Here is a 24,161-nt window from a genome sequence, read left to right as displayed (position 1 = left end):
GTTAAATGTGTATTTTTTAATATTATGAAGTTTGTAATAGAATTGGTTTTAGGAACCATTATATTTTTCTTTGTATGGAATATTTTAAAAAGAATTTTTTTTAATTCCTTTTACAAAAATTTTCCAACGCTCAATCCTCGTAATCAACAGCAAAGTCAGCAGTCGAATCGCGAAGAGAAAAAGCTAAAAGAAAAAGTAAACTGGGACGCCGAAACCGTAGATTTTGAAGAAGTAAAAGAAGAAAAGAAATAAAAACAACGACCAATTTCAAATTATATATGAAAAATAAGAATTTGATTTTTGCGGCGGTTAGTCTCGTCATTTTTGTGCTAATTGCTGTATTGTACGCCAACCCAATAATGTCAGGCAAGGAGATGATTCAGCCTGATATTGTGCATTATAAAGGAGGTGCTAAAGAATTATTGGACTATCGCGCTGAGCATGGACAAGAAACCTATTGGAGTGATGCGATGTTTGGGGGGATGCCAACTTATCAAACCGGAGCGCAGTTCCGTGGAGACGTCATCAAAAAGTTAGACGATGTTTTTATGTTTTTGCCAAAGCCAGCCAACTATATATTTTTGCTGTTTGCAGGCTTTTTCTTTCTAGGAATTGTGGCAACACGCAACTGGAAGTATGCACTTTTGGGAGCAACGTTCTTCGGATTGTCAACCTATTTTTATATTATTATTGCGGCTGGGCATAACGGTAAAGTCCACACCATCGCTTATTTCGCACCTCTTTTGGCAGGAATATTATTAGTCTATGTTCGCAAAAAATATTTGCTAGGCTTTATTGTGACGTCCATTTTTATGGGCTTACAAGTCAGTGCGAATCACCCACAAATGACCTATTATTTATTCTTGGCTTTAGGATTTTTGTTCCTTTCGGAATTGGTGAGAGCGTACCAACATAAAATTACGTGGAAGCATTTTGGGATTTCTTCCGGAGTTTTAGCTTTGGCGTTTGTGTTAGGTGTTGGGATGAATTCTCAACGTATCATGGCGAATGCTGAATACGTAAAAGAAACTGTTAGAGGAAAACAAATCTTAGATTCTGACAGACATACTTCTGGAAAATCTGGAATGGATCGCGAAAGCATCACAGCTTGGAGTTATGGTAAACTAGAAACCTTGAACTTATTTATCCCAAGACTAATGGGAGGTGCAAGTCAAGAAGAAGGCTCTGACAAGGTGATGGCTTACATCCAAGAATGGTATCAATCTAACGTGACAAGCGAAGCACAACATAATCAATTTATGAAAGGTTTTGTAAGTCCAACTTATTGGGGCGACCAACCAGGAACTTCTGGTCCCGCATATCAAGGGGCAGTTGTCTGTTTCTTAGCATTACTAGGTTTTTTCTTCGCTTGGAAAAAGTATAGATATTGGATTTTTGGCGCTTCCGTTTTAACAATTCTATTAGCTTGGGGAAGTAATTTTGGATTCTTGACAGATTTATTTATCGATTATGTTCCGATGTATAATAAATTCCGTGCACCGTCTTCGATATTAGTCGTTGTCGAATTATTGTTTCCGTTAATTGCAATTGTTGGTTTGTATCGATTCTTCACCGATGAAAAACTCACCGACGAATACAAACAAAAAGTCTTAATGTATACGACTGGAGGCGTTTTGGGCGTAACTTTAATTTTGTTATTTGCAGGTAAGGCAATTTTAGGATTTCATACCGATAATGAAAAAGTATATTTACAACCAGATTTATTAAGTTATTTGGTTGACGAACGTTTCAAAATGTTCCAAACGGATGCGCTTAAAGCCATGCTTTATGTTGCTATAACAGCTGGAGCAATGTATTTAAGTTTCAAAAAGAAATTGGCGGTTAATGTCACTTTAATTATTATTGGTTTAGTAAGTTTCTTCGACTTGTGGACGGTTAACAAACGTTATCTGAATGACGGAAACTTCGCTGATAAGACATTTGCTCAAAATCCTTTCCAAACCGAAAATTCGGAATATCTAATGGATAAAGCTGGGGATAATCCTTACATCCAAGGACTTCTTCAACAAGATAAAGTCAATAAAGTTTTAGAAACAATTGCAGCAAAAGATCAATCACATTTCAGAATTTTTAATACAACTTTAGGGACGTTTAGCGAAACCAATACATCGTATTTCAAATCTTCTGTTGGCGGTTATCACGCGGTTAAATTAAGACGCTACGATGATTTGATCAATGCTTATTTTTATCAAACAGATAGCATCAGAATGCCGCGCGTTCTTAATATGCTGAATGCAAAATACTTTGTTGGTGGTGACCAAAATCAACCAATCAGTTATCCAAATCCAGATGCGAATGGTAACGCTTGGTTTGTGTCGGACATCAAAGTTGCGAATTCTCCAAACGAAGAATTAAAATCGATTGGCGATATCGATACCAAAAAGATTGCAATCATCGGAAAAGAAGATCAGTCTTATCTTAGCGGGAAAAATTTACAAGCAGATTCTACGGCTTTTATCCAGTTAAAAACTTATGAAGCCAACGCTTTAGAGTTTGAAGCTCAGACCAAAACACCTCAGTTGGCGGTTTTCTCAGAAGTCTATTATCCGCATGGTTGGAAGGTGATGATCGACGGGACCGAGGTCCCATACATCAAAGCTAATTACCTTCTGAGAGCGGTTTATGTTCCCGCGGGCAAGCACCAAATCAGCATGAAATTCGAGCCAGAAGTCATCGAAAAAGGCAAAATGTTCTCGTATGCGAGTGTTGGCATTTTTGCGATTCTGAGTTTGTTAGGTATTGGATGGTTTTATAAGAACAAAAAATCTCAAAATGTAGTTGAGTAATCAACTATAAAAACATAAAATAAGGAGCTGTTTCTTCGGAAGCAGCTTTTTTATTTGGGCACCATTTCCGGCTGTCACTAGTCGCTGCGCCGCGCCACCACATTTGCCCGCGCCTGCGGCGCGAGCTCCAACATGCCGTTCCATCCGGGGCGCGATTTGTGACCATTATTTTGTATTTTTAAATGTTATTTAATCTTTGACTATATCTTTTGGGATAGTAATTTTTATTTCCAAATTTGGATTATCTTTTATTTTATCAACAAGTTCTAAAAACTCTGAATAAACTTCAATTGTTCTTTTTTCCTCAGCAAATTTTAGTAATTCTAAAAACTCTATCGTTATCATAAAATATGATTGTTATTTCTGAAATACAAAAAATATCTTTTAAAAGCAATATTTGTTTAGTATTATGTTTTTTGAATTATTACTGGAAAACTAAGGTCTTATGTAATTTAATCATAGAAAAAATCCTTTCGATCGATAGGATTTTTTGTTTTGTAATTATTTTTGGGGGTTAGTAGTCGCGGCCGGGATAGTAAGGGCGCGACCGCAGGGAGTGGTCTGAAGAAAAGCATGGCAAAAGCTTTGGCTTCTGAAGACGAAACCCCTGAATAGCCCGAGATGCCGCCCAAATAAAAAAGCTAAGTCTTACGACCTAGCTTTTAATGTATATTTTGATAAAACTATCTTGCGATGTTAACCGCTCTCGTTTCTCGAATCACCGTAACTCTCACTTGACCTGGATAAGTCAATTCGTTTTGGATTTTCTCCGAGATATCGTAAGATAATTGATGCGCCACTTCGTCATTGACTTTTGCACTTTCCACCATCACACGAAGCTCTCTACCAGCTTGGATCGCATAAGCGCTAGACACACCGTCAAAGCTAAGTGCTGCAGCTTCTAGATCTTTCAGTCTTTGGATATAAGATTCTAAAACTTGGCGTCTTGCACCAGGTCTTGCTCCAGAAATAGCATCCGCAACTTGGATAATCGGCGATAGAAGAGATGTCATTTCGATCTCGTCGTGGTGCGCTCCGATGGCGTTGATAACCTCTGCGTTTTCACCATATTTTTCTGCCCATTGCATACCCAATAATGCGTGAGGAAGTTCTGATTCTTGCTCAGGAACTTTTCCGATATCGTGTAATAGACCAGCTCTTTTGGCTAGTTTGACATTAAGACCAAGTTCGGCAGCCATTGTTGCTGCAATGTTTGCAACCTCACGAGAGTGTTGAAGCAAGTTCTGTCCGTAAGAAGAACGGAACTTCATACGTCCAACGATTTTTACCAACTCTGGGTGAAGCCCGTGGATACCAAGATCGATGATGGTTCTTTTACCAACTTCGATGATCTCTTCTTCGATTTGTTTTTGCGTTTTTTGTACCACTTCTTCGATACGAGCAGGGTGGATTCTGCCGTCAGTTACCAATCTGTGAAGTGAAAGTCTTGCAACTTCTCTTCTTACAGGATCGAAACATGATAATAGAATCGCTTCTGGCGTGTCATCAACGATAATCTCAACACCTGTCGCAGCTTCTAGCGCACGGATGTTACGACCTTCGCGTCCGATGATTCTACCTTTAATTTCGTCCGATTCGATGTTGAATACAGAAACTGAATTTTCGATAGCTTGCTCGGTTCCGATTCTTTGGATGGTTTGAATGACGATTTTTTTAGCTTCGGTTTTGGCGTTAAGCTGGGCTTCTTCCATAATGTTTTGGACGTAAGCTTGTGCTCTTGTTTTAGCCTCAGCACGCATGGCTTCTACCAATTCTTCTTTAGCTTCTTCTGCTGTATAGTTAGATATTTTTTCTAACATTTCAACCTTTTGAGCTGTTGCAGCGTCTAGCTCTTGTTGTTTACGTTCTACGATTTCTTGCTTTTTCGAGTAGTCAGCAAGTTGTTTTTCAAGGTCTTTTTCTTGACGACCAACTTTGCTAAGTTCTTCGTTTAGTTTGTGTTCTTTATCCTTGATTCTTTTCTCAATCTCTTGCATTTTCTTTTCGCGAGATTGGATGTTAGAGTCGTGCTCCGATTTTAGTTCCAAGAATTTTTCTTTGGCTTGTAGGTGTTTTTCTTTTTTAATAGTTTCAGCCTGTGTGTTAGCTTTTTCTATGATAGTTTCGGCACTTTTTTTGGCATCTTCTAGGATGAATTTTCCTTTAGAATTTAGTGAGCTTTTAGAATACATAATTCCTAAAACCGCACCTATGACCAAAGCAACTATACCGATAGTAATGTAGGTTGCAATCATAATTTATAGTGAGTTATTTAATTTATTTTTAAATTTTTAAACATAAAAAAACCTACAACAATCCATTATTAAGAGTAAACTCCTAATCAACACGATTTGAACTGTTTTTCATTATCTGTAATCTGCGACAAGGCAGCGCGCCATCTAATGAACATTCGTTCGGCAATTGTTTAGCGTTGAGTTTACCTGCTGTGTTAGAATTATTGTAGGCAGCTTGTATATTTGGAAGATTTTAGTCCTCCAATTCTTCCAATAACTGGTTGATTTTTGTCAAACGGTCATTGGTATTTGTTAAATTCTTTTCATTATTGTTTAAGTGCACTTCGGCGTTGGTTCCTAATTTTAATGCGCACATGGCTAAAGCATCTTGCTTGTCGCGCACATCAAAATTCGCCTCAAATTCCTTAATCATCGTTTCAATTTGTTTCCCGACTTTACGTAGGGTTTCTTCTTCGGCAGCGGGGACGTTAAGAGGATAGACTCTTCCAGCTATGTTGATGGTAATTCTTCTAATATCCATATCTTATAATCCACTGTTTCGTAACTCTGCAATACAAAAATCTACCTCTTTTATCAATTTATTTAGGTGATTTTTCATCAATTTATTATGATCTGCATTTCCGCTTATAGCTGAATAAAGTTTTAAATCTTTTTGCTCTTCTGCTAAAACTCGATTTCTTTTTTTCTCTTCATCAAATTCCTCCTGCAATTGCTTATAGTCCTTAGAAAGCTCTGCATATTTGTCTAATAGACTGATATGTTTCTTGTGCAACTTAAGGATTTTCTTTTCTAATTGCACGAAATTATTTTCTAATTCTGATAGCATCGAGTTTGATAAATTCTAACTATTACAAAAATATAAAAAAACTTAACAAAAAGAAAGATTTTTAGCTTTTATTTAATGTTTCAAATAAGAGCTTTTAATTGCTTGTTAATTAATTATTTAATGATATGATTTTATTTAAAATAAAAAACTTTCACCAATTGATGAAAGTTTTATGTTGTTAAAATGGATATCCAAATGCAAAATTAAGAGTTGGTCGAAGAAGCTTATTTTTCATCATCACCCAACGCTCGCCAATTGGTTGGTTAGGATCGTACATTTTGTAAGCTAAATCTAATCGGAACTTGATGTAAGCAACGTTTAATCTAAGACCAAATCCACTACCAACACCCATTTGGCTTATAAATTTATTAAATTTAAACTGATCGCCAAATCCGTTATCTTTTAGTCCCCAAATGTTACCAGCATCTGTAAAAAGTGCGGCTTCTAACATATTGTTTATCGGTAATCGATATTCGACACTTGTCGTTAATTTTACATTGTCCATTGCATAAGATCTTACACGTTCGTCAAGTTGCGAATCTGCTGGACCAAGACCTCCAAAAGCTACCCATGCTCTAATGTCGTTGGATCCACCATTGAAATAAGAACGGATGAATGGCATATTGTTAGAGTTGCCATACGGAATACCAATCCCAATAAATTGTCGAATCGCCAAAGTATGTGGCTGCGCCTTGTCTTGGAAGAATGTGAAGTATTTTCTAAAATCAAAATCAAATTTTACAAATTGAGAATAAGGGATTTTAAAAATAGTTTTGGTATCATCTCCAATAACGCCATCTTGCGTAAAGTTTTTTGCAAATAAGCCCAAAACATTACCCGCTACCTCAAATTTTCCATTAAAATAAAATGGATTTTTGTAAGCTTTTTGACCAATTTCATTATACAAGAAGTTGTAAATAATCGAAGAAATTACAACGTCTTGAGTCTGTCTGTCTTTGTTGGCAAGAGATTGTCGATAAGAGTTAAATGTGTCTGTCTGTGTTTGGTCTAATCCGCTTTGGAAATTATTATCACGAATAATAATTCTGGAAACGTCATCAATACCAATTTGACCATTGTTATATTGGGCTGCAATATTTGGATGTTGTACAAAATACCAATCGAAAACTTGTTGTCTAATATCGTTGTCCGCTAAGAAAAGTTGATAATAGTTTTCTTTATTTTGTGTAAAACTAAATTGGGTATTAAACAAAGTCAATTTATGCGAAACAATATCATTAACATTGGCATAATAGCTAAGACCAGTATTAAAATTGATACGTCCAAGTCCAATATTATTTTGGATCGCCGCGCCTAAAAATATACTCGATGTTGGTGAGTATCTTTTTGGGATTACTTTCCAATAACGTTTGAAAGGCACCCACAATCGAGGAATTTGCAACGACGCTTGTGTTGACAATTCGTAAGCATTAAATAATGCCTTATCTTTTTTCGGATCTTTTGTTGTACCAATAATACCGGAAAAACTAATGTTTAAGTTTTCTGCACCTTTAAAAACATTACGAGAGGTTAATTCTAAAGATGGAGAAAAACCAAAGTTTAAAATTTCAGAATAGTGTAAATCCATTCCGACTTTAAAATCATATTTTGGCATCGGCTTTAGAATATATCGAACATCAATTAAGCTATCGTTTTGCTTATTTGTGCCTTCATTACGTAGACCATCAATGGCTTGTAGAATCGTAAAGTTATTCATAGCCATTAGGTTACGTTTGGTTACATCAAAATCACGTTGCTGATAATTATCGCCAGGTTTGTATATGATTGGAAGCCAAAGCGATTGGAGTTTGTAAGATGTCGTGTCAGCTCTATAAATATTGATGCCACGCAAGCTGTCTTTATGAATACTTTTTTCTTCGTATTCTTTAATGTTGTCGACAACAGCAATGTCTATGTTGCCAATTTTAGGTTTAATAAATCCACCATCCAACGTGTCTTTGTGGATATCCATTGTCACAGGCACATCTTTGCGACTAGAAAGTGTATCAGCTGTAAAATAAATTTGTTCTCCAGACGCATTGAATTTATAATAACCTTCGTCCTTCATCAATTGCGTGATGCGTTTTACTTCATCTTCAAGAACGGTTTGATCGAGAATATTTCCTTTTTTAATAAGACTTTTTTTAATGTCTCTTTCGTAAATGTTTCTAACGCCCGAATCGGTGATATTGTAATAATAATCTTTAATAAAAGTCGGATCTCTGTGGATGATGTTATATTTAACCTCCGCTTTTTTAGCAGCCGAATCTCTTTTTACAGAGTGTGTAACTTCAGAATCCCAATAACCTTTGTAGACTAAGAAGTTTTGGATATTCTCAACACTAGCTTTAGTTTTACCATCGCTATAGATAACTGGTTTTTCGCCAACTGTGTGCCAAAATCTGTTCCAAAATAGATTTCTGCCAACATACTCTGGATGATTATATTTTATGAAAAGAGAATCACGAAGTTTTTGATTTCTCATTTCATTAGGATAAGTCATATACTCGTTAAGAATACTGTCGTATTTAAAATTGGCCGCATTGTAGGCAAGAAGACCTAAAGGAAACAAGAAAAAAGTTTTCTTATTAGGTTTTTGTGCTGCAAAACTTGGAATTTTATCACTTAGGATTTTCCCATCTTGGTATTTGAATTCATTTTTGGTCAACAAGTATTCGCCGTCTGGGACCTTCTTTGTTGTGCTACATGCATACAGCAATAACAACATCAGACTTGCTGATAAACAAAATATATAATACTTTTGGGAATATTTTCGAAAATGCTTACTTCTCATAAAATAAAAATAATACAATCTCTCGACAAAAAGAAATTTAGACAAAAATACAATTTGTTTTTGGTTGAGAGTAACAAGATTATTAAAGAACTTGCGAATTCTCGTGTTAAAATTTTAGAAATTTATTCTACAAAGCCTGAAGAATTGAAAAGTTTATTCAAAAATGTCGATATTTTTGAAATTAATGAAAGAGAACTTAGGAGGATAAGTTTTTTACAAAACCCTAAAGACTCCATAGCGGTCTGCTTACTAGAAACTGCAAAAATCGACGATTCTAAAGACCGACAAATAATATTAGATGGTGTCCAAGATCCTGGAAATTTGGGCACAATTATCCGATTGGCGGATTGGTTTGGTATCGAACAAATCGTTTGTAGTCAAGATACTGTGGATCTTCATAACCCGAAAGTTTTAATGTCAACCATGGGTTCTTTCACTAGAGTTAATGTGTGTTATGTGGAGTTGGAAGATTATCTTAAAACCTATCAACATTCAATTATCGGGACCGATATGCAGGGTGAAAGTATCTATAAAAAAAAATTCCCATCAAAATTTAGTTTGGTACTAGGTAATGAAGGGAATGGTATGCGTCCTAATGTTGAACAATTACTGACTGATGTTGTCACCATCCCAAGATTCGGCAAGCAACAATCTACCGAAAGTCTTAATGTATCGATGGCGACAGGAATTATTCTCGGTCAAATATTTTCGCAGCAAGTTTAAATTTAATTTAAAACTAAATCAATTTTTCAAGGCTAGAAGTGGTTTTGTGACGTTGATAATCTTCTAGTTTCTCTCTAATAAATTTAAGAGCGAAAGGCGCAACGTAGACTAAAGCTAGACCAATTATTTTTTTGTTCCAGTTAGAGTTATTAAGATTTTTGCGGGCATAATTACCAACTAGAGTTACAGCTCCTAGACGAACTGCAGTTTCCAAAAGTCCAGAATCTACGGTATTGTTGGCTAATCCTACTAAACTTTTTGGGGAAGTTGTTTCTCGAATACCTTCCGATACTTCGCGCATAATGTTTTTGGTATTGAGGCTAAGCGTTTGGTTGCCTTCATCATCTTCGGACTCCTTCAGATATTTATCTGTAATGCCGTTAGTCAGCACGCTCAAACTTTCTTTTTTGTTTTTAAAAGTTAAAAGCTCTTCCATGTTTTTGATATCATCTCTTAGAAGTGCCTTTTTTCTTCTCAACTCATCTAGATTATTGTATTGGTGTGACATAATTAACGGTTTAAAAAGTTAAGTACATTATTAGCAACGCTTTTTATGATTTTTTTTCTCATAATAAGCACGATAATCATAATAAAAAGATAGAATCCTGCAACGATTAAAAATCCGTACGAAAAATTATCTAATGCTTGCCCAATAAGGAATGCAATTCCAAAATTAAATAAAATAATAAAGAACGCAAATACAATAACCATCGTCATAATAAAGGTGATAATACCTGTTGACAAGGACGATTTTTCTACCAACTCAAGCCTTGCAAGGTCGATTCTTTTATTAATATATTCCTTAAGTAGATCTATCATAATAGATGTTTTAGTAAAGTTACAAAAATTTACAAAAAAAAAGAACTTAGTGGACTAAGTTCCTTTATAATTCACTCTAGATTTAGGATTATTTCATTCCGTCTAGTTCTGTCTCTACATCTTTAACAACGTCAGTTGCTTTAGATACCATTTGATCCTTATACTTATCATAACCTTCTTTAACCGAAGATGCAATGTTGTTAGCAGTATCTTTAACTTGAGAAGAGATTGTGTTGTATTTGTCTTTCACTTGGTCAGAAACGTTTCCGTATTGCTCTTTAACTTTTTCTGAGGTTTTGTGATATTGTTCGTTAGCTTGGTCTTTGATTTCCTCAGCTTTCTTTTTAATTTTCTTTCTTGTTTCTTTACCTTCTTCAGGAGCGTAAAGAAGTCCCATTACTACACCAACTGCTGCACCTGCTAATAGACCTGCTAAAATTCCTGCTGAATTATTTTTTCTAGACATAATGTGTGATTTTTTGATTAATGTTTAACTTGATTAATTATGTTTTTATGAGTTGCAACAAATGTACCAAAGAAATTTAACATTGTATAAACTTTGTTAAATTATTATTACTTTATATGTGAAAGCATTAATTCGATGGTTTGTTCTTTCGTCAAATCAGAATTATCTATCAATATGGCATCGTCTGCCTGACGAAGTGGCGCGATTTCTCTTTCAGAATCTATTTTGTCACGTTCGATAAGATTTTGTTTCACATCTTCGATGTTGATGTTTTCTCCAAAACTAAGAAGTTCTAGATGTCTTCTTTTTGCACGTTCATCAGTGCTTGCGGTTAAGAAAAACTTGAAATCCGCATTTGGTAAAACCACCGTACCAATGTCGCGACCATCCATAATAACACCTCCAGTTTTAGCAATATTTCTTTGAGTATTAAGTAAGAAAGCTCTCACCTCAGGAAGTTTTGCAACTTGACTAACGTTGGCAGATACTTGTGGTTGACGTATTTCTTTATCGATATTGGTGCCGTTTAAGAATAATTGTAATTCTTCATTCTTTTTTTCAAAAACTAAATTGATGTTCGGAAGATCATCTATTAATTGTTGAAGATTGATACTGTCATCTGCATTTTGACAATGGCTAAGTCCATAATAAGTAATACCACGATAAAGCGCGCCAGTATCCATGTGGATAAGACCAAGGCGTTTTGCAATAACTTTGGAGATAGAACTTTTTCCAGTCGAAGAATAGCCATCGATGGCGATTACCCAATTTTTTTTCATTTCTGAATTTCTGATACAAATTTAGAAATTTTAAAAAGGAAAAAAACTATTGCGGATTAAAGAAATTTGGTTTTGAGAATTTGTTCAAAAAATTAACGACGATTTCCACTTATTTCGATAAGATCAACACTTAGCCCAAACATATTGACATTGGATGAATTATGATATCTCGCATGCGAATAATCGAAATTGAAATATGAAATTTTAATTCCAAATCCTGCCGAAAGTCCTGAAAAATTTCTTTGATCGAGAATGGCCATTTCGTTACCACGTTTAACATTATAACCAAATCTTATATTAAATGCTTGTTGCGGAAACAATTCGACACCAAGAGATAAATGATCTAATACTTTTCTTCCAAAATTGACAGGTTGTCCATTAACATTGAAATCTTGCGAAATGTTAAACTTTTGTAAATCGTGCAATGTCACAGTAATAGCAGCCGGAAATTGATCCAAAATTTTGGTGTAACCCAAATCTATTCTAAAAGGTAAATCTTCTCGAACACCATTAAAAGGTTTGAATTGATAACCAAAATTACGAGCAACTAAAGTCAAAGTCTCATTAGAGCGAGGATTGTGATAGGTAACACCTGCGTTTGCAGAAAGTGCCATCGAGCTGTAGGTGTCAATTTTTGAAGTTACAAAATTAACATTGGCACCTATGGTCCATTCGTCTTCGAATTGATAAGCATAGCCAGCTCCAACTGAGGCATCCATCGCAGAAAAATCTCCAAGAATGTTGGCTGCTTCGTCTGTACGAGGCATTTTTCCGTAATCCATATAGCGCGCATTAATAGAAATAAGATGGCCTTGTTCCAAATCTTTAACATAGCTAATAGTTCCTATTTTGGAATCTGCAAGATATGAAGCGTAGTTTACAGACACCATATCATCCATTTCCAAATTCATTAAAGACGGATTGGCCGCGGTCATGTTAACATCGTAATCTCTTATGGATACAGCATCGCCACCCAAAGCAGATTGTCGGGCAGATACAGGAATATTTAGAAAAGGATATACATTGGTACCTAACTGTGCATACACCAAACTACTGCATATCGCTAAAGATAAAATAGAAATCTTCTTCAAAATCACTTCTCTTATTTGCAAAAATAGATTTTTTTAAAATTTAACAAAATATTTAGACGTTAAACTTATTTCTTCATAACGTAATTCTGTTGCATTCCTTATATTTGCAGCAGTAAAAATTTAAAAAAAATGAAAGCTTGTAATCAGCGTATTATTTTTTAATTAAAAATTCATAAAAAAGAAAAGATGAAATATAAAAGAATCCTTTTAAAACTAAGTGGAGAAGCCTTGATGGGAGAACGTCAATACGGTATTGATAACAATCGTCTTAAGGAATATGCGGATGAAATTAAAAAAGTTGTAGACAAAGGTTGCGAAGTTGCAATTGTTATAGGAGGAGGAAATATTTTCAGAGGATTGGCTGGTGCTGCAAAAGGTATGGATCGCGTACAAGGCGATTACATGGGGATGTTGGCAACGGTTATCAACGGTATGGCTTTGCAAGGCGCTTTGGAAGATGCTGGTATCAAAACTAGACTTCAGTCAGCGATTGAAATGGATAAAGTTGCAGAACCTTTTATTAAAAGAAGAGCAGTTCGTCATCTTGAAAAAGGTAGAGTTGTTATTTTTGGAGCAGGTACTGGTAATCCTTATTTTACGACAGATACAGCGGCGACGCTTCGTGCTATCGAAATCGATGCTGATGTTATCTTGAAAGGGACAAGAGTTGATGGTATCTACGATAGCGATCCTGAAAAAAATGCTGATGCTGTTAAATTTAATAGTCTTTCTTTCGAGGAAGTTTTCGAGAAAAATCTAAAAGTAATGGACATGACAGCTTTTACTTTGAGTCATGAGAACAAATTGCCAATTATCGTTTTTGATATGAACAAACAAGGTAATCTTGCACGTCTTGTAGATGGCGAAATGATCGGTACATTGGTTAACTAATAATAAATCAAAAAACTTGGAGTTTTTGTATTAAAACAATTATTATTGCAGGATTTCAAATTTTAAAACAGAATTGTTAATTATTAAACTTTAAATAAATAATGGAAGAATTAGAACTCATCACAGCATCAGTAAAGGAAGAGATGGATGCTGCGCTTAAGCATTTGGATCATGCTTTTCAAAAAATCAGAGCGGGTAGAGCGTCAACAAGTATGGTACAAGATGTTATGGTAGAATATTATGGTTCTATGACACCTATTAACCAAGTTGCTAACGTATCTGTGCCAGATGCGATGACTATTTCTATTCAACCTTGGGATAGAGGAGCAGTTAGTGCTATCGAAAAAGCAATTATCAACTCTAACTTAGGATTTGCACCTTCTAATAATGGTGATGTTATCATTCTTAACGTTCCACCTTTAACAGAAGAGCGTCGTAGAGATTTAGCAAAACAAGCCAAAGGCGAAGCAGAGCAAAGTAAAATTGTTGTTAGAAACGCTCGTCAAGAAGGTATGAAGGATCTTAAAAAGTTGGATGGCGTTTCTGAAGACTTGATAAAAGGTGCTGAAAAAGACATTCAAGATCTTACAGATCAATATATTAAAAAAGTAGATGACGCTTTCAAAGTTAAAGAAGCTGAGATCTTAAAAGTTTAAAAAATTAAAAGATTTAGAAATTTTCTAAATCTTTTTTTTGTACTAAAAACGAAGTTTTTTTAAACTTTCTTCAAAAAGATTTTAAAGATTTAAATTATTTACATATTCTCAATTTTATTTATGAATTTTTTTGAAATTCACAATCTATTTTTTTGTCCAAGATGATGTAATTATTTACTATTTATTAAATATTAATATTATATTTGCTGGAATTTAATTTCCCTTAAAAATGAGAGATAAATTCCTTACATGGGGACTGGTATTAGTCCTTGCAACGACAGTTATTGCTGTTCTTATCAAAGCCCATTATTGGATTCCAATTACGTTGGCTGCTATTTACATCTTAGGTATTTTCAATGCCACGCAGACCAAACATGCTATTTTGAGAAACTTCCCTGTATTAGGACTTTTCCGTTATATGCTGGAAGGGATTTCTCCCGAAATTCAACAGTATTTCATTGAGAGAGAAACCGATGGTAAACCTTTCCCAAGAAATCAAAGATCGGCAGCTTATCGTCGTGCAAAAAATATTAGCGACACGGTAGCTTTCGGTACTCAACTAGAAATCAACAATAGAAAATACGAAGGTATTAAGCATTCTATTTATGCTAAATCGCCGTCGCACGAATTGCCAAGAACGACAATTGGTGGACCAGATTGTTTGCAACCATACAGTGCGTCTTTATTTAATATTTCTGCAATGTCATTTGGTGCTTTGTCTGACAGAGCGCATATCTCGCTTAACAGAGGTGCGAAAAAAGGACAATTCTATCATAACACTGGTGAAGGAGGAATTTCTCCATATCACATGGAAGGTGGGGATTTGTGTTGGCAAATTGGTACAGGATATTTTGGATGTCGTGATGATGAAGGGAAATTTAACCCAGAATTGTTTACGAAGTATGCGACAATCGATAATGTAAAAATGATTGAGATTAAACTTTCTCAAGGTGCTAAGCCAGGTCACGGTGGGGTGCTTCCAGGGGTTAAAAATACACCAGAGATTGCAGCGATCCGTCACGTAAAGCCAGGTATCACGGTATTGTCGCCTCCAGGGCATAGCGCATTCTCAACGGCTGCGGGATTATTGCAATTCGTAAAACAACTTAGAGATTTGTCAGGTGGTAAACCAGTTGGTTTCAAACTTTGTATTGGTGATACTAAAGAATTTGAAGAAATTTGTGCACAAATGAATGTTCTTAAAATCTACCCAGATTTTATTACTGTTGATGGTGCTGAAGGTGGTACAGGTGCAGCGCCGCCAGAGTTTTCGGATGGTGTTGGTATGCCGTTAGAACCAGCTTTAATTTTTGTAAACTCTACACTGAAAAACTTTAATGTTAGAGATAAAGTTAAAATTATCGCTTCTGGAAAGGTTTTGACCTCTTTAGATATTTTGAGAGCAGTTGCGATGGGGGCTGATGCTTGTAACAACGCACGTGGATTTATGTTTGCTTTGGGTTGTATCCAAGCTTTACAATGTAACTCTAACACATGTCCAACGGGTGTTGCAACGCAAAATAAAATGTTGATCAAAGGTCTTGATGTTACGGACAAAGCAGAACGTGTTTATCACTTCCATAAGAATACGTTACATACTTGCAATGAGTTAATTGCTGCGGCTGGTAGAACATCTTATGACCAAGTTGACGCGTCAATGTTTATGCGAGGTGACGAGTTCGAGCATTTAGCAGATACTTATTTTCCAGACATTCTTGGTAATGTTAGAAAAAGATAATTGATATTAATGACTGTTTGATAGCAATATATAAAACCTGAATTCTTTTAATTCAGGTTTTTTTTGTTTATTTTTGTACATCTAAAAAAGTAAAAAGAAAGAATGAATTCCTACAAAAATCCTCTTGAAGAACGTTACTCAAGTGAGGAAATGCTTTACAATTTTTCCCCGAATAATAAATTCAGAACTTGGAGACAATTGTGGATTGCATTGGCAGAAATCGAAAAAGATTTAGGCTTAGACATCACAGACGAGCAAATCAACCAACTGAAAGAACAAGCAGAAAACATCGATTTTGATGCCGCTGCTGCTTACGAGAAAAAATTCCGTCATGATGTGATGGCGCACGTTCACACGTATGGCGACGTTGCACCGTTGGCGAAAGGAATCATCCATTTGGGGGCGACTTCGGCGTTTGTGGGAGATAATACAGACTTAATTCAAATCCGTGACGGTTTAAAAATTGTGAGAAAACAATTGGTGAACGTTATCAAAAAATTATCGGATTTCTCGATTAAATATAAAGATATGCCCACTTTGGGCTTCACGCATTTCCAACCTGCACAGTTAACGACGGTTGGGAAAAGAGCAACTTTGTGGCTTCAGTCTTTGATTTTGGATTTTGAAGAATTAGAATTTTTCTTAGAAACTTTGAGATTCCGTGGTGTGAAAGGAACTACGGGAACAGCAGCAAGTTTCTTGGAGCTTTTCAATGGCGATTATTCAAAAGTAAAACATTTAGATAAAGAATTGTCAAGAAGATTCGGTTTCGAAAAAGTTTTTGGTGTTTCTGGACAAACTTACGATAGAAAAATTGATGCAAAAGTGGTGGCTTTATTGTCAAACATTGCTCAATCTGCCCATAAATTCACGAACGATTTACGTTTACTTCAAAATTTAAAAGAAATTGAAGAGCCATTCGAGAAAAACCAAATCGGTTCATCGGCAATGGCGTACAAGCGTAATCCAATGCGTTCTGAAAGAATCGGAGCTTTAGCGAAATACGTAATGTCGTTGTCGTCAAGTTCGGCGATGGTGGCTTCTACACAGTGGTTTGAGCGTACTTTGGATGATTCTGCAAACAAGCGTTTAACAATTCCGCAAGCATTTTTAGCAATCGACGCTATTTTGTTGATTTGGAATAACATTATGGACGGATTAGTTGTGTACGAAAACCGCATCCACAAGCATATTATGGAAGAATTGCCGTTCATGGCAACCGAATATGTGATTATGGAAGAAGTGAAAGCTGGCGGCGACCGTCAAGAAATCCATGAAATTATCCGTGTTCACTCGATGGAAGCATCTAAGAAAGTGAAAATGGAAGGCAAGGAAAACGATTTGATCGAAAGATTAATGAACGATACTTCCCTGAAAATGGACAAATCGAAGATTGCTGAAGTAATGGATCCGAAAAACTTTATCGGATTTGCACCAATACAAACGGAAGAATTTATCCAAAACGAGGCGAAGCCAATCACGGATAAATATTCGGATTTAATTGGTCTTGAAGCAGATTTAAAAGTATAAATTTGATGCAGTCTTGTCGGCTGCATTTTTATTTTATAATTGAAATTAATTTTCGTTGTTTGAGGAATATCAAATCTCGAATTTGGAATCTCAAATTTTGTTATGGCAGCTTTTTCCGCCCTCCGTTCCCGCTTTTATTATTTTTTTGTGAAAAATAATAAAGAGCTCCACTCAGGTCGGGCTGCGAAAAACATACCGCAAAAAAGTAGAAATACAACGTCAGTTCGAGTGTTTTTCGAAACAAAGTGAAGAAAAATGTAACGAGAACTTTTATTAGAACTTCTCGATACGAATTTTTCAAATTCTACTCGAAGTGACGAAATAGGATAGGATAAACTCCTATGAAAAAATAAAGTAAAAAGTAAAGTCTTGAATCTCGGTTCTCGGCTCTTGAATCTAATAAAAAATGAATAAAAGAATTTTTGTAGAAAAGAAAGGCTTGTTTGATGTGGAAAGTCCAAAGATTTTTTCGGAAATCTTAAACGTAGTTTCCAACATCGAAAGCGTGAAAGTTTATAATGTTTACGATATTTTCGGAATTGAAGATGCCGATTTCCAAAAGGTGGTGAATTCTACTTTTGTGGATCCGGTTACTGATATTCTGCATGAAGAAAATCCTGCAAAGAATACCTATTTCGCAACCGAATTTCTTCCAGGTCAATACGACCAAAGAGCTGATTCTGCGGAGCAATGTATCGCTTTGTTGACGCAAAATGGCAACGCAACGGTTAGAAGTGGAAAATTAATTGAGCTTTCAGGAGTCAGCGATTTAGATTTGGTGAAAATCAAGGATTTGTTGATTAACAAAGTAGAATCTAAGGAAAAAGATTTATCTAAATTAGAAATTCCAGCTGAAAACGAGCCACAACCAGTTATCGTTTATGATGGTTTTAAAGATTGGAGTTCAGATGAATTGAAAAACTTTTATGATAAGATAGGTTTTGCGTTTGGCTTGGACGATTTAGAGTTTATTCAAGCTCATTTTAAATCAGAAAACCGAAATCCTACTGAAACCGAACTTAAAGTTTTGGATACGTATTGGAGCGACCATTGCCGTCACACAACGTTTGAAACAGAATTAACAGAAATTGAATTCAAAGGTCAGTTTAAATCGACTTTAGAAACTATTTTCAACGATTATTTAGAAAAAAGAAAATTCTTAGGACGCGAAGAAAAACCAATTTCCTTGATGGATTTGGGAACTATCGCTGCTAAATATTTCCGCAAAACGGGTAACTTAGAAAACCTTGTGGTTTCAGACGAAATCAATGCTTGTACGATTGAAATTGAAGCTGAATACGATGGTAAAAAAGAACCTTGGTATTTGTTATTCAAGAACGAAACTCACAATCACCCAACGGAAATTGAGCCTTTTGGTGGGGCTTCAACGTGTCTTGGTGGTGCAATTCGTGACCCTTTGTCTGGACGTGCATTTGTTTATCAAGCAATGCGTTTAACAGGTGCAGGAAATGTTTTAGAACCGATTTCGGCGACCATGCCAGGGAAATTGCCGCAAAGAACCATTACGAAACAAGCCGCAAATGGCTATTCGTCTTATGGTAACCAAATTGGTTTGGCGACCACATTAGTCAACGAAATTTATCATGAAGGCTACAAAGCCAAAAGAATGGAAGTTGGTTTCGTGGTTGGCGCAGTTCCAAAAACGTGGGTTCGTCGCGAAAAGCCTGAAAATGGTGATATTGTGGTACTTTTAGGCGGTGCTACAGGTCGCGATGGAGTTGGTGGTGCAACAGGAAGTTCAAAAGAACAAGACGAAAGCTCTATTCATGCGCTTTCTACGGAAGTTCAGAAAGGAAATGCCGTTGAAGAACGTAAAATTCAACGTTTGTTCAGAAATCCTGAAGTAACGACTTTAATTAAAAAATCAAACGACTTTGGTGCAGGTGGCGTTTCGGTAGCGATTGGCGAAATTGCAGATTCTTTGGAAATTAATTTGGATGTTTTGCCTTTAAAATATGAAGGTTTGAACGGAACTGAATTGGCGATTTCTGAATCTCAAGAAAGGATGGCGGTTGTTATTGAAGCAAAGGACAAAGCTAAATTCATTGAGTTTTGCGAAAAAGAAAATATCAAAGCTGTTGTCGTTGCAAAAGTAACCGATTCTGGAAGAATGAAAATGTTCTGGAAAGGCAATAAAATTGTGGATTTGAGCCGTGATTTCTTGGATACAAACGGTTGTGCAAAAACACAAACGGTTGAGATTTCTCACTTAGAGCCTGTAAAAACAGAAAAAATAGAATTTACAGAAGAGAATTTTGTAAATATTTTAAAAGATAAAAATAACGCTTCCCAAAAAGGCTTATTGGAAATGTTCGATGCTTCGGTTGGAGCGACGACGGTTGCGATGCCTTTGGGAGGAAAATATCAGCTGACAGAAATGGAAGGCTCAGTGCAGACGCTTCCAATTTTGAATGCTGAAAATATTGAAACCGTTTCTTTGGCAAGCTGGGGATTTGATGCCGATATTTCGAGTCAAAACTCGATGGTTGGTGCTGCAAATGCTGTTTTAGAGAGCGTTTCTAAAATCGTTGCAATGGGTGGCGATTACAAAAAAATTCGTTTGAGTTTCCAAGAATATTTTGAGAAATTAGGAAATCAACCTGATAAATGGGGCAAACCAATGGCGTCGTTGTTGGGAGCTTACAATGCTCAAATGAATCTTGGATTGGCTGCAATTGGTGGTAAAGACTCGATGAGTGGGACGTTCCAAAATATTAATGTACCACCAACTTTGATTTCTTTTGCGTGTGCAAACGGCGTGAAACGTCATATTATTTCTCCAGAATTCAAGTTGGCGGGAAATCATTTATATCATTTTTATCATCAAACGGACGAAAATGGACTTCCAAATTATGAGGTTTTAAAAGACGTTTATGAGTTTATTCATGATGGAATTTTACAAAAAACCATTGTTTCAGCAAAAACTATCAAAGAAGGTGGAGTAGCAGTGGCTTTGGCGAAAATGGCATTTGGAAATAATCTTGGAGCGACTGTTTCTTTAGATGAAACTCAAATTTTAGAGAAAAATATTGGTGGATTAATCATTGAATCTGCTGAAGAGTTATCTCATCTAGCTTTACAAAAAATCGGAAATGTTGTTGAAAATTCAATATTAACAATCAACAATCTCGAATCTCAAATCTCGAATCTCAAATCCAACTTCGGTGGTACTTTCGAAAATCTTTTTCCAACTTCGGAGAAAGAAAAAATCGTTGTTAATCTTGATGAAAGCTTGAATTCAACGAATCCAAGAAATATCATCATCAAAAAACACGGCATTGCAAAACCAAAAGTTTTCGCACCTGTTTTCCCAGGAACCAATTGCGAATATGAAACTCAAAATGCGTTTCGAAAAGAAGGTGCCGAAGTTTCCAGTTTGCCATTAATCAATCTTGATTTTAATAAATTGAATGAAAGCATCGACGCTTGGGTAAAAGAAATTGAACAATCTCAAATTTTGGTTTTTTCAGGTGGTTTTTCGGCGGGTGATGAGCCTGATGGTTCGGCAAAATTCATAGTCAACGTTTTGAAAAACGAAAAGATGAAAGAGGCTGTTCACAATTTGGTGCAGCGCGACGGAATGATTTTAGGAATTTGCAACGGTTTCCAAGCTTTGGTGAAATCAGGATTGCTTCCTTATGGTGAAATCCGAGATTTAGACGCCAATTCACCAACTTTAGCGCACAACGCAATTGGGAGACATATTTCTCAAATGGTGAATGTAAAAGTGGTGAACGAAGATTCTCCTTGGTTAAAAGGCATGAACGGTTTGGAATATACCATTCCAATTTCTCATGGTGAAGGTCGTTTTATGGCTTCAGAAGAAGTGTTAACAGAGCTTTACAAAAACGGACAAATTGCAACGCAATACGTAGATTTCGATGGAAATATTGCACATGGAATGCCGTTTAATCCAAATAATTCTTTATTCGGAATTGAAGGAATCACGAGTTTGGACGGAAAGATTTTCGGAAGAATGGGACATCCAGAACGTTTTGCTGAAGGTTTAATGAAGAATATTCCAACTGCAAATTACCACAACATTTTCAAAAATGGAGTGGAGTATTTTAAATAAAATCAGTTTATAAATGATATCAAAATCCGTCTTTTCGAAGGCGGATTTTTGTTTTTTTATCAACTTTAAAATTTATTTAACATCGATTGTTAGACAGTTTTTAGCTTTTTGAAAAAGGAATTCTTATTTTTAGAACTTAAAATTTAGACATTGGCACATCGCATTTATTTATACAATCTCGACAGTAAAAGCAAAGAAACTTTTCCCAATTATCTTGGTGAGTGGAATTACGAAATTCCGTTGTTGTTGGTTCCGCTTGTTTCGGGGAATTTGCGCGCAAAAGGCAAGCAATTGTTTGCGGATAAACAAGAAGGTATCAGTCGTTTGCGAAGTTTTTTTAACCTAATCGCGGACACTTACCAATGGCATTACAAGAAGTTTTATTATGAGCCTGTCAACCAAATGTTCCAGTTTTTGGAGGATTTGCCGTTTGATACATTTCAGATTGATGGCAGCGACGTCTTCACGATGAATGAAGAATCTCCGAAAGAGCAAGCCAAAGATTGGGTTTTGGAAATCGATAACAAATGGAAAAATTTTGAAACCGCTATTGAACATCAAGATCTTAATTTTCTGAATCCGCAGTTCTTTATGACCGGTTACCAGTCGTTTCAGGAGATTATGGAAACCGATTGGATTAACTATGGATTGGGTTATTTTGAGTACGATTTGTTTTTAAAAAATAATGTTAATGTTTATGAAGTTGACGGAAAATTTGGTTTAGAAACAAGTAAAGGAGTTAAAATCATCGATCCAATCTATGATGAAATCTACGATTGGAGCGATACGAATATTGCTTTGGTTAGAAAGGATGGACTTTTTGGTTATATCGCCATGGATGGAAAAGTTTTGGTTCCGACGATTTACGAAGACGCTTACGATGTTAATTCTTTTGATAAAATGTCGGTGGCGGAAGTCCACATGAATGGTAAAATCGGAGTTATTAATTGTAACACGAATCAACAGATTTTGCCTTGCGAATACGATGAATTGGAGATTCTGAATTATGCTTATTTTAATGTTTCTAAAAACGGAATATGGCAAGTTTTTGGCATCGAAAATCAGCAACTTTTGAATGTTTCAGGTTCTAACATTTTTGATATTGATTATTGTTCAGATTTGTTTTTTACAAAAGAAAAAGGCACTCAGAAAAGAAAATTCTACACTAAAAAAGGCTTTTTTGTTGGTGAATATGTTGAAGAATCAATTTCTAAAATCGGAGAAAATTATTATCAAATAAAACCAAATAAATTCCAGACTAAGTTTTCTATCATTAATTTTAAAGGAGAAATTTTAGAAACCGAAATCGATAAAGTCATTTTATTAGACGATTATCAATCTTTCGCTTTTAAAAAAGATAAAAAGTGGCGACTTTTTGATGGTGTTAAGCATGTCTATGTTTTAGAAAATGAAGAAATCGAAGATGTTTTTCTAGACGATTTTAAATATATTATTAAAAATACTTGGGGAATAAAAACCAGTTCTGGTAAAGGATTGTATCATGCTTTGGAACATCAATTTTGGATTGAATTAAATTCTGATTACAAAGCTTTTGAAGTTTTAAATGCTAAGTTTTTAAGAATTAAATCACAGAATTACAATCAGTTTTTTGATGTTGAAAAAAGATTTTTGAGCGATAAATATGATTTCGTTTGTACGCCATTTTTTAGTTTAAATGGAGATAGTGATTTGGGAGAAAATTTTGTCTTAATTAATGATAATCAGGTTTTTCGTGTTTTAGAAAATCAAGATATGCAGTTGATTTCCGAAGAAAAGTATGGCGAAATTAACGAGCAGCGTTACAATTTGCGTGGAGAAGATCTTAATTTTTGGAATCAGTTTTTTGAAATTTGGAGTAAAAATTCAGGTGAAGATTATGAACTAAAATTTGATTTACATACCATTTTCAAGTTGGCTATTAATTATGCAAAGAATGGTCAGTTTGACGACGCTATACGACTGTACACACATACTTCAAAATTGGGTGACATAGATTCGATGATAGAATTGGGTTTATTGTTAAGTGATAAAGACGCCGATTATTACCGACCAAAAGAGGCGGTAATGTGGACGGAAAAAGCTGCTGAAACCAATAATGCTGTCGCGTTTAACAATCTTGGTTACTTTTATCAAAATGAAATTGGTTATGATTTTAACGTTTCGAAAATGTTCGAGATGTACGAAAAAGCTGCGGCATTAGGCGAAGGAATGGCGATGAGCAATCTCGGTGATTTGTATTTTTACGCAGAACATGTCGATCAAGATTACGACAAAGCTTTGGAATATTACAAGGAAGCCAGCAAAAAATTGTACAGCAATAATGCTAAAGTTGTCGAAATCTACTATCAAAAGGAGGATTTTGAAAATCTGCTAAAACATCTTAAAAAAGATTACGAAGATTCTTACTCCAATATTTATTATGGGATTCTTTATGATTTTGGTTACGGTGTAAAACAACATTCTAAAAAAGCCGTTAAATACTACGAAAAGGCTAACAACTATGATTTTTATCCTTATGCGACCGAGCGACTTTTGTCTTATTATTCGGAGGATGGGGAGCTTGCAAATCCCAGACTTTATGAAAAATGGCGACAATATGCGGAGGATAACGATATCGATATTTAATGCTTTTGTTTAAACCAAAAAATAGATTTGTTCGATTAAAGAAACTTACAAACATAGAAATATAG

General features: G+C 35.4%; 19 protein-coding genes. 9 read left to right on the top strand and 10 right to left on the bottom strand.

Annotation, left to right across the window (positions count from 1 at the left end):
* Positions 1 to 24 precede the first annotated feature (24 nt).
* Both AC23MB_RS07255 and AC23MB_RS07250 read left to right on the top strand, forming a co-directional pair.
* Positions 25 to 252 (top strand): hypothetical protein, encoded by a 228-nt coding sequence (locus AC23MB_RS07255; RefSeq protein ID WP_313029576.1) that lies wholly within the window; start codon positions 25 to 27, stop codon positions 250 to 252.
* Positions 253 to 278: 26 nt separating this feature from the next.
* Positions 279 to 2,807, top strand: a complete 2,529-nt coding sequence (locus tag AC23MB_RS07250; RefSeq protein ID WP_313029573.1) for a YfhO family protein — start codon at positions 279 to 281, stop codon at positions 2,805 to 2,807.
* Between the two features lie 189 nt (positions 2,808 to 2,996).
* Here AC23MB_RS07250 and AC23MB_RS07245 read toward each other — a convergent pair whose 3' ends face one another.
* The 5 genes from AC23MB_RS07245 to tamL all read right to left on the bottom strand — a co-directional run bounded on the left by AC23MB_RS07245 (position 2,997) and on the right by tamL (position 8,682).
* The gene (locus tag AC23MB_RS07245; protein ID WP_313029570.1) at positions 2,997 to 3,152 is read right to left on the bottom strand and encodes a hypothetical protein; all 156 of its coding nucleotides are present in this window, start codon (positions 3,150 to 3,152) and stop codon (positions 2,997 to 2,999) included.
* Positions 3,153 to 3,490: 338 nt separating this feature from the next.
* Positions 3,491 to 5,062 (bottom strand): ribonuclease Y, encoded by a 1,572-nt coding sequence (gene rny / locus AC23MB_RS07240; protein WP_312323055.1) that lies wholly within the window; start codon positions 5,060 to 5,062, stop codon positions 3,491 to 3,493.
* Positions 5,063 to 5,294: 232 nt separating this feature from the next.
* On the bottom strand, positions 5,295 to 5,582 hold the full coding sequence (locus AC23MB_RS07235) for a cell division protein ZapA (RefSeq protein WP_079665886.1): 288 nt from the start codon (positions 5,580 to 5,582) through the stop codon (positions 5,295 to 5,297).
* Positions 5,583 to 5,585: 3 nt separating this feature from the next.
* Entirely contained in the window at positions 5,586 to 5,888 is a 303-nt protein-coding gene (locus tag AC23MB_RS07230; RefSeq protein ID WP_374330071.1) for a hypothetical protein, read from the bottom strand.
* A 178-nt stretch (positions 5,889 to 6,066) separates the two neighbouring features.
* On the bottom strand, positions 6,067 to 8,682 hold the full coding sequence (gene tamL / locus AC23MB_RS07225) for a translocation and assembly module lipoprotein TamL (protein ID WP_487786876.1): 2,616 nt from the start codon (positions 8,680 to 8,682) through the stop codon (positions 6,067 to 6,069).
* Between tamL and AC23MB_RS07220 the strand changes: the two genes are divergently transcribed.
* Positions 8,668 to 9,405 carry a TrmH family RNA methyltransferase gene (locus tag AC23MB_RS07220; protein ID WP_312324155.1) on the top strand — a complete coding sequence of 246 codons (738 nt, stop codon included), beginning with the start codon at positions 8,668 to 8,670 and terminating at the stop codon, positions 9,403 to 9,405. The genes tamL and AC23MB_RS07220 overlap by 15 nt on opposite strands.
* 13 nt (positions 9,406 to 9,418) lie before the next feature.
* On the opposite strand, the gene AC23MB_RS07215 is transcribed toward AC23MB_RS07220, so the two are convergent.
* From AC23MB_RS07215 to porQ, 5 genes are all read right to left on the bottom strand, one after another.
* Positions 9,419 to 9,913: a phosphoribosyl-ATP pyrophosphatase gene (locus AC23MB_RS07215; RefSeq protein WP_312324154.1), complete on the bottom strand. Its 495-nt coding sequence runs from the start codon at positions 9,911 to 9,913 to the stop codon at positions 9,419 to 9,421.
* A gap of 2 nt (positions 9,914 to 9,915) precedes the next feature.
* Complete coding sequence (locus AC23MB_RS07210; RefSeq protein ID WP_313029557.1) at positions 9,916 to 10,224, bottom strand: phage holin family protein; 309 nt, start codon at positions 10,222 to 10,224, stop codon at positions 9,916 to 9,918.
* An 88-nt stretch (positions 10,225 to 10,312) separates the two neighbouring features.
* Positions 10,313 to 10,690 carry a YtxH domain-containing protein gene (locus AC23MB_RS07205; RefSeq protein WP_312324152.1) on the bottom strand — a complete coding sequence of 126 codons (378 nt, stop codon included), beginning with the start codon at positions 10,688 to 10,690 and terminating at the stop codon, positions 10,313 to 10,315.
* A gap of 107 nt (positions 10,691 to 10,797) precedes the next feature.
* A complete protein-coding gene (gene cmk / locus AC23MB_RS07200) occupies positions 10,798 to 11,469 on the bottom strand; it encodes a (d)CMP kinase (protein ID WP_312324150.1) in 672 nt (223 codons plus the stop codon).
* Positions 11,470 to 11,561: 92 nt separating this feature from the next.
* Positions 11,562 to 12,581 (bottom strand): type IX secretion system protein PorQ, encoded by a 1,020-nt coding sequence (gene porQ / locus AC23MB_RS07195; protein WP_313029550.1) that lies wholly within the window; start codon positions 12,579 to 12,581, stop codon positions 11,562 to 11,564.
* A 165-nt stretch (positions 12,582 to 12,746) separates the two neighbouring features.
* Between porQ and pyrH the strand changes: the two genes are divergently transcribed.
* The 6 genes from pyrH to AC23MB_RS07165 all read left to right on the top strand — a co-directional run bounded on the left by pyrH (position 12,747) and on the right by AC23MB_RS07165 (position 24,096).
* Positions 12,747 to 13,451 carry a UMP kinase gene (pyrH, locus tag AC23MB_RS07190; protein WP_313029548.1) on the top strand — a complete coding sequence of 235 codons (705 nt, stop codon included), beginning with the start codon at positions 12,747 to 12,749 and terminating at the stop codon, positions 13,449 to 13,451.
* A gap of 101 nt (positions 13,452 to 13,552) precedes the next feature.
* Positions 13,553 to 14,107: a ribosome recycling factor gene (frr, locus tag AC23MB_RS07185; RefSeq protein WP_079665876.1), complete on the top strand. Its 555-nt coding sequence runs from the start codon at positions 13,553 to 13,555 to the stop codon at positions 14,105 to 14,107.
* Between the two features lie 229 nt (positions 14,108 to 14,336).
* On the top strand, positions 14,337 to 15,845 hold the full coding sequence (locus AC23MB_RS07180; protein ID WP_487786875.1) for an FMN-binding glutamate synthase family protein: 1,509 nt from the start codon (positions 14,337 to 14,339) through the stop codon (positions 15,843 to 15,845).
* A gap of 102 nt (positions 15,846 to 15,947) precedes the next feature.
* Complete coding sequence (purB, locus tag AC23MB_RS07175; protein ID WP_487786874.1) at positions 15,948 to 17,375, top strand: adenylosuccinate lyase; 1,428 nt, start codon at positions 15,948 to 15,950, stop codon at positions 17,373 to 17,375.
* Between the two features lie 406 nt (positions 17,376 to 17,781).
* Positions 17,782 to 21,471: a phosphoribosylformylglycinamidine synthase gene (locus tag AC23MB_RS07170; RefSeq protein WP_487786873.1), complete on the top strand. Its 3,690-nt coding sequence runs from the start codon at positions 17,782 to 17,784 to the stop codon at positions 21,469 to 21,471.
* Between the two features lie 150 nt (positions 21,472 to 21,621).
* Positions 21,622 to 24,096: a tetratricopeptide repeat protein gene (locus AC23MB_RS07165; RefSeq protein ID WP_374329018.1), complete on the top strand. Its 2,475-nt coding sequence runs from the start codon at positions 21,622 to 21,624 to the stop codon at positions 24,094 to 24,096.
* Positions 24,097 to 24,161 lie beyond the last annotated feature (65 nt).

This window comes from Soonwooa sp. T0.1_25, assembly GCF_057652215.1.
Note: the sequence above shows the minus strand (reverse complement) of the source record. Positions and strands in the feature narration are given on the sequence as shown.

Bases quoted from the DNA above. Each gene is read 5' to 3' on its own strand.
- AC23MB_RS07180 (WP_487786875.1), top strand. From the start codon at position 14,337: ATGAGAGATAAATTCCTTACATGGGGACTGGTATTAGTCCTTGCAACG.
- rny (WP_312323055.1), bottom strand. From the start codon at position 5,062: ATGATTGCAACCTACATTACTATCGGTATAGTTGCTTTGGTCATAGGT.
- AC23MB_RS07255 (WP_313029576.1), top strand. From the start codon at position 25: ATGAAGTTTGTAATAGAATTGGTTTTAGGAACCATTATATTTTTCTTT.
- AC23MB_RS07210 (WP_313029557.1), bottom strand. From the start codon at position 10,224: ATGATAGATCTACTTAAGGAATATATTAATAAAAGAATCGACCTTGCA.
- AC23MB_RS07235 (WP_079665886.1), bottom strand. From the start codon at position 5,582: ATGGATATTAGAAGAATTACCATCAACATAGCTGGAAGAGTCTATCCT.
- AC23MB_RS07220 (WP_312324155.1), top strand. From the start codon at position 8,668: ATGCTTACTTCTCATAAAATAAAAATAATACAATCTCTCGACAAAAAG.
- cmk (WP_312324150.1), bottom strand. From the start codon at position 11,469: ATGAAAAAAAATTGGGTAATCGCCATCGATGGCTATTCTTCGACTGGA.
- AC23MB_RS07230 (WP_374330071.1), bottom strand. From the start codon at position 5,888: ATGCTATCAGAATTAGAAAATAATTTCGTGCAATTAGAAAAGAAAATC.
- AC23MB_RS07215 (WP_312324154.1), bottom strand. From the start codon at position 9,913: ATGTCACACCAATACAATAATCTAGATGAGTTGAGAAGAAAAAAGGCA.
- AC23MB_RS07245 (WP_313029570.1), bottom strand. From the start codon at position 3,152: ATGATAACGATAGAGTTTTTAGAATTACTAAAATTTGCTGAGGAAAAA.
- frr (WP_079665876.1), top strand. From the start codon at position 13,553: ATGGAAGAATTAGAACTCATCACAGCATCAGTAAAGGAAGAGATGGAT.
- pyrH (WP_313029548.1), top strand. From the start codon at position 12,747: ATGAAATATAAAAGAATCCTTTTAAAACTAAGTGGAGAAGCCTTGATG.
- AC23MB_RS07250 (WP_313029573.1), top strand. From the start codon at position 279: ATGAAAAATAAGAATTTGATTTTTGCGGCGGTTAGTCTCGTCATTTTT.
- AC23MB_RS07170 (WP_487786873.1), top strand. From the start codon at position 17,782: ATGAATAAAAGAATTTTTGTAGAAAAGAAAGGCTTGTTTGATGTGGAA.
- purB (WP_487786874.1), top strand. From the start codon at position 15,948: ATGAATTCCTACAAAAATCCTCTTGAAGAACGTTACTCAAGTGAGGAA.
- tamL (WP_487786876.1), bottom strand. From the start codon at position 8,682: ATGAGAAGTAAGCATTTTCGAAAATATTCCCAAAAGTATTATATATTT.
- AC23MB_RS07205 (WP_312324152.1), bottom strand. From the start codon at position 10,690: ATGTCTAGAAAAAATAATTCAGCAGGAATTTTAGCAGGTCTATTAGCA.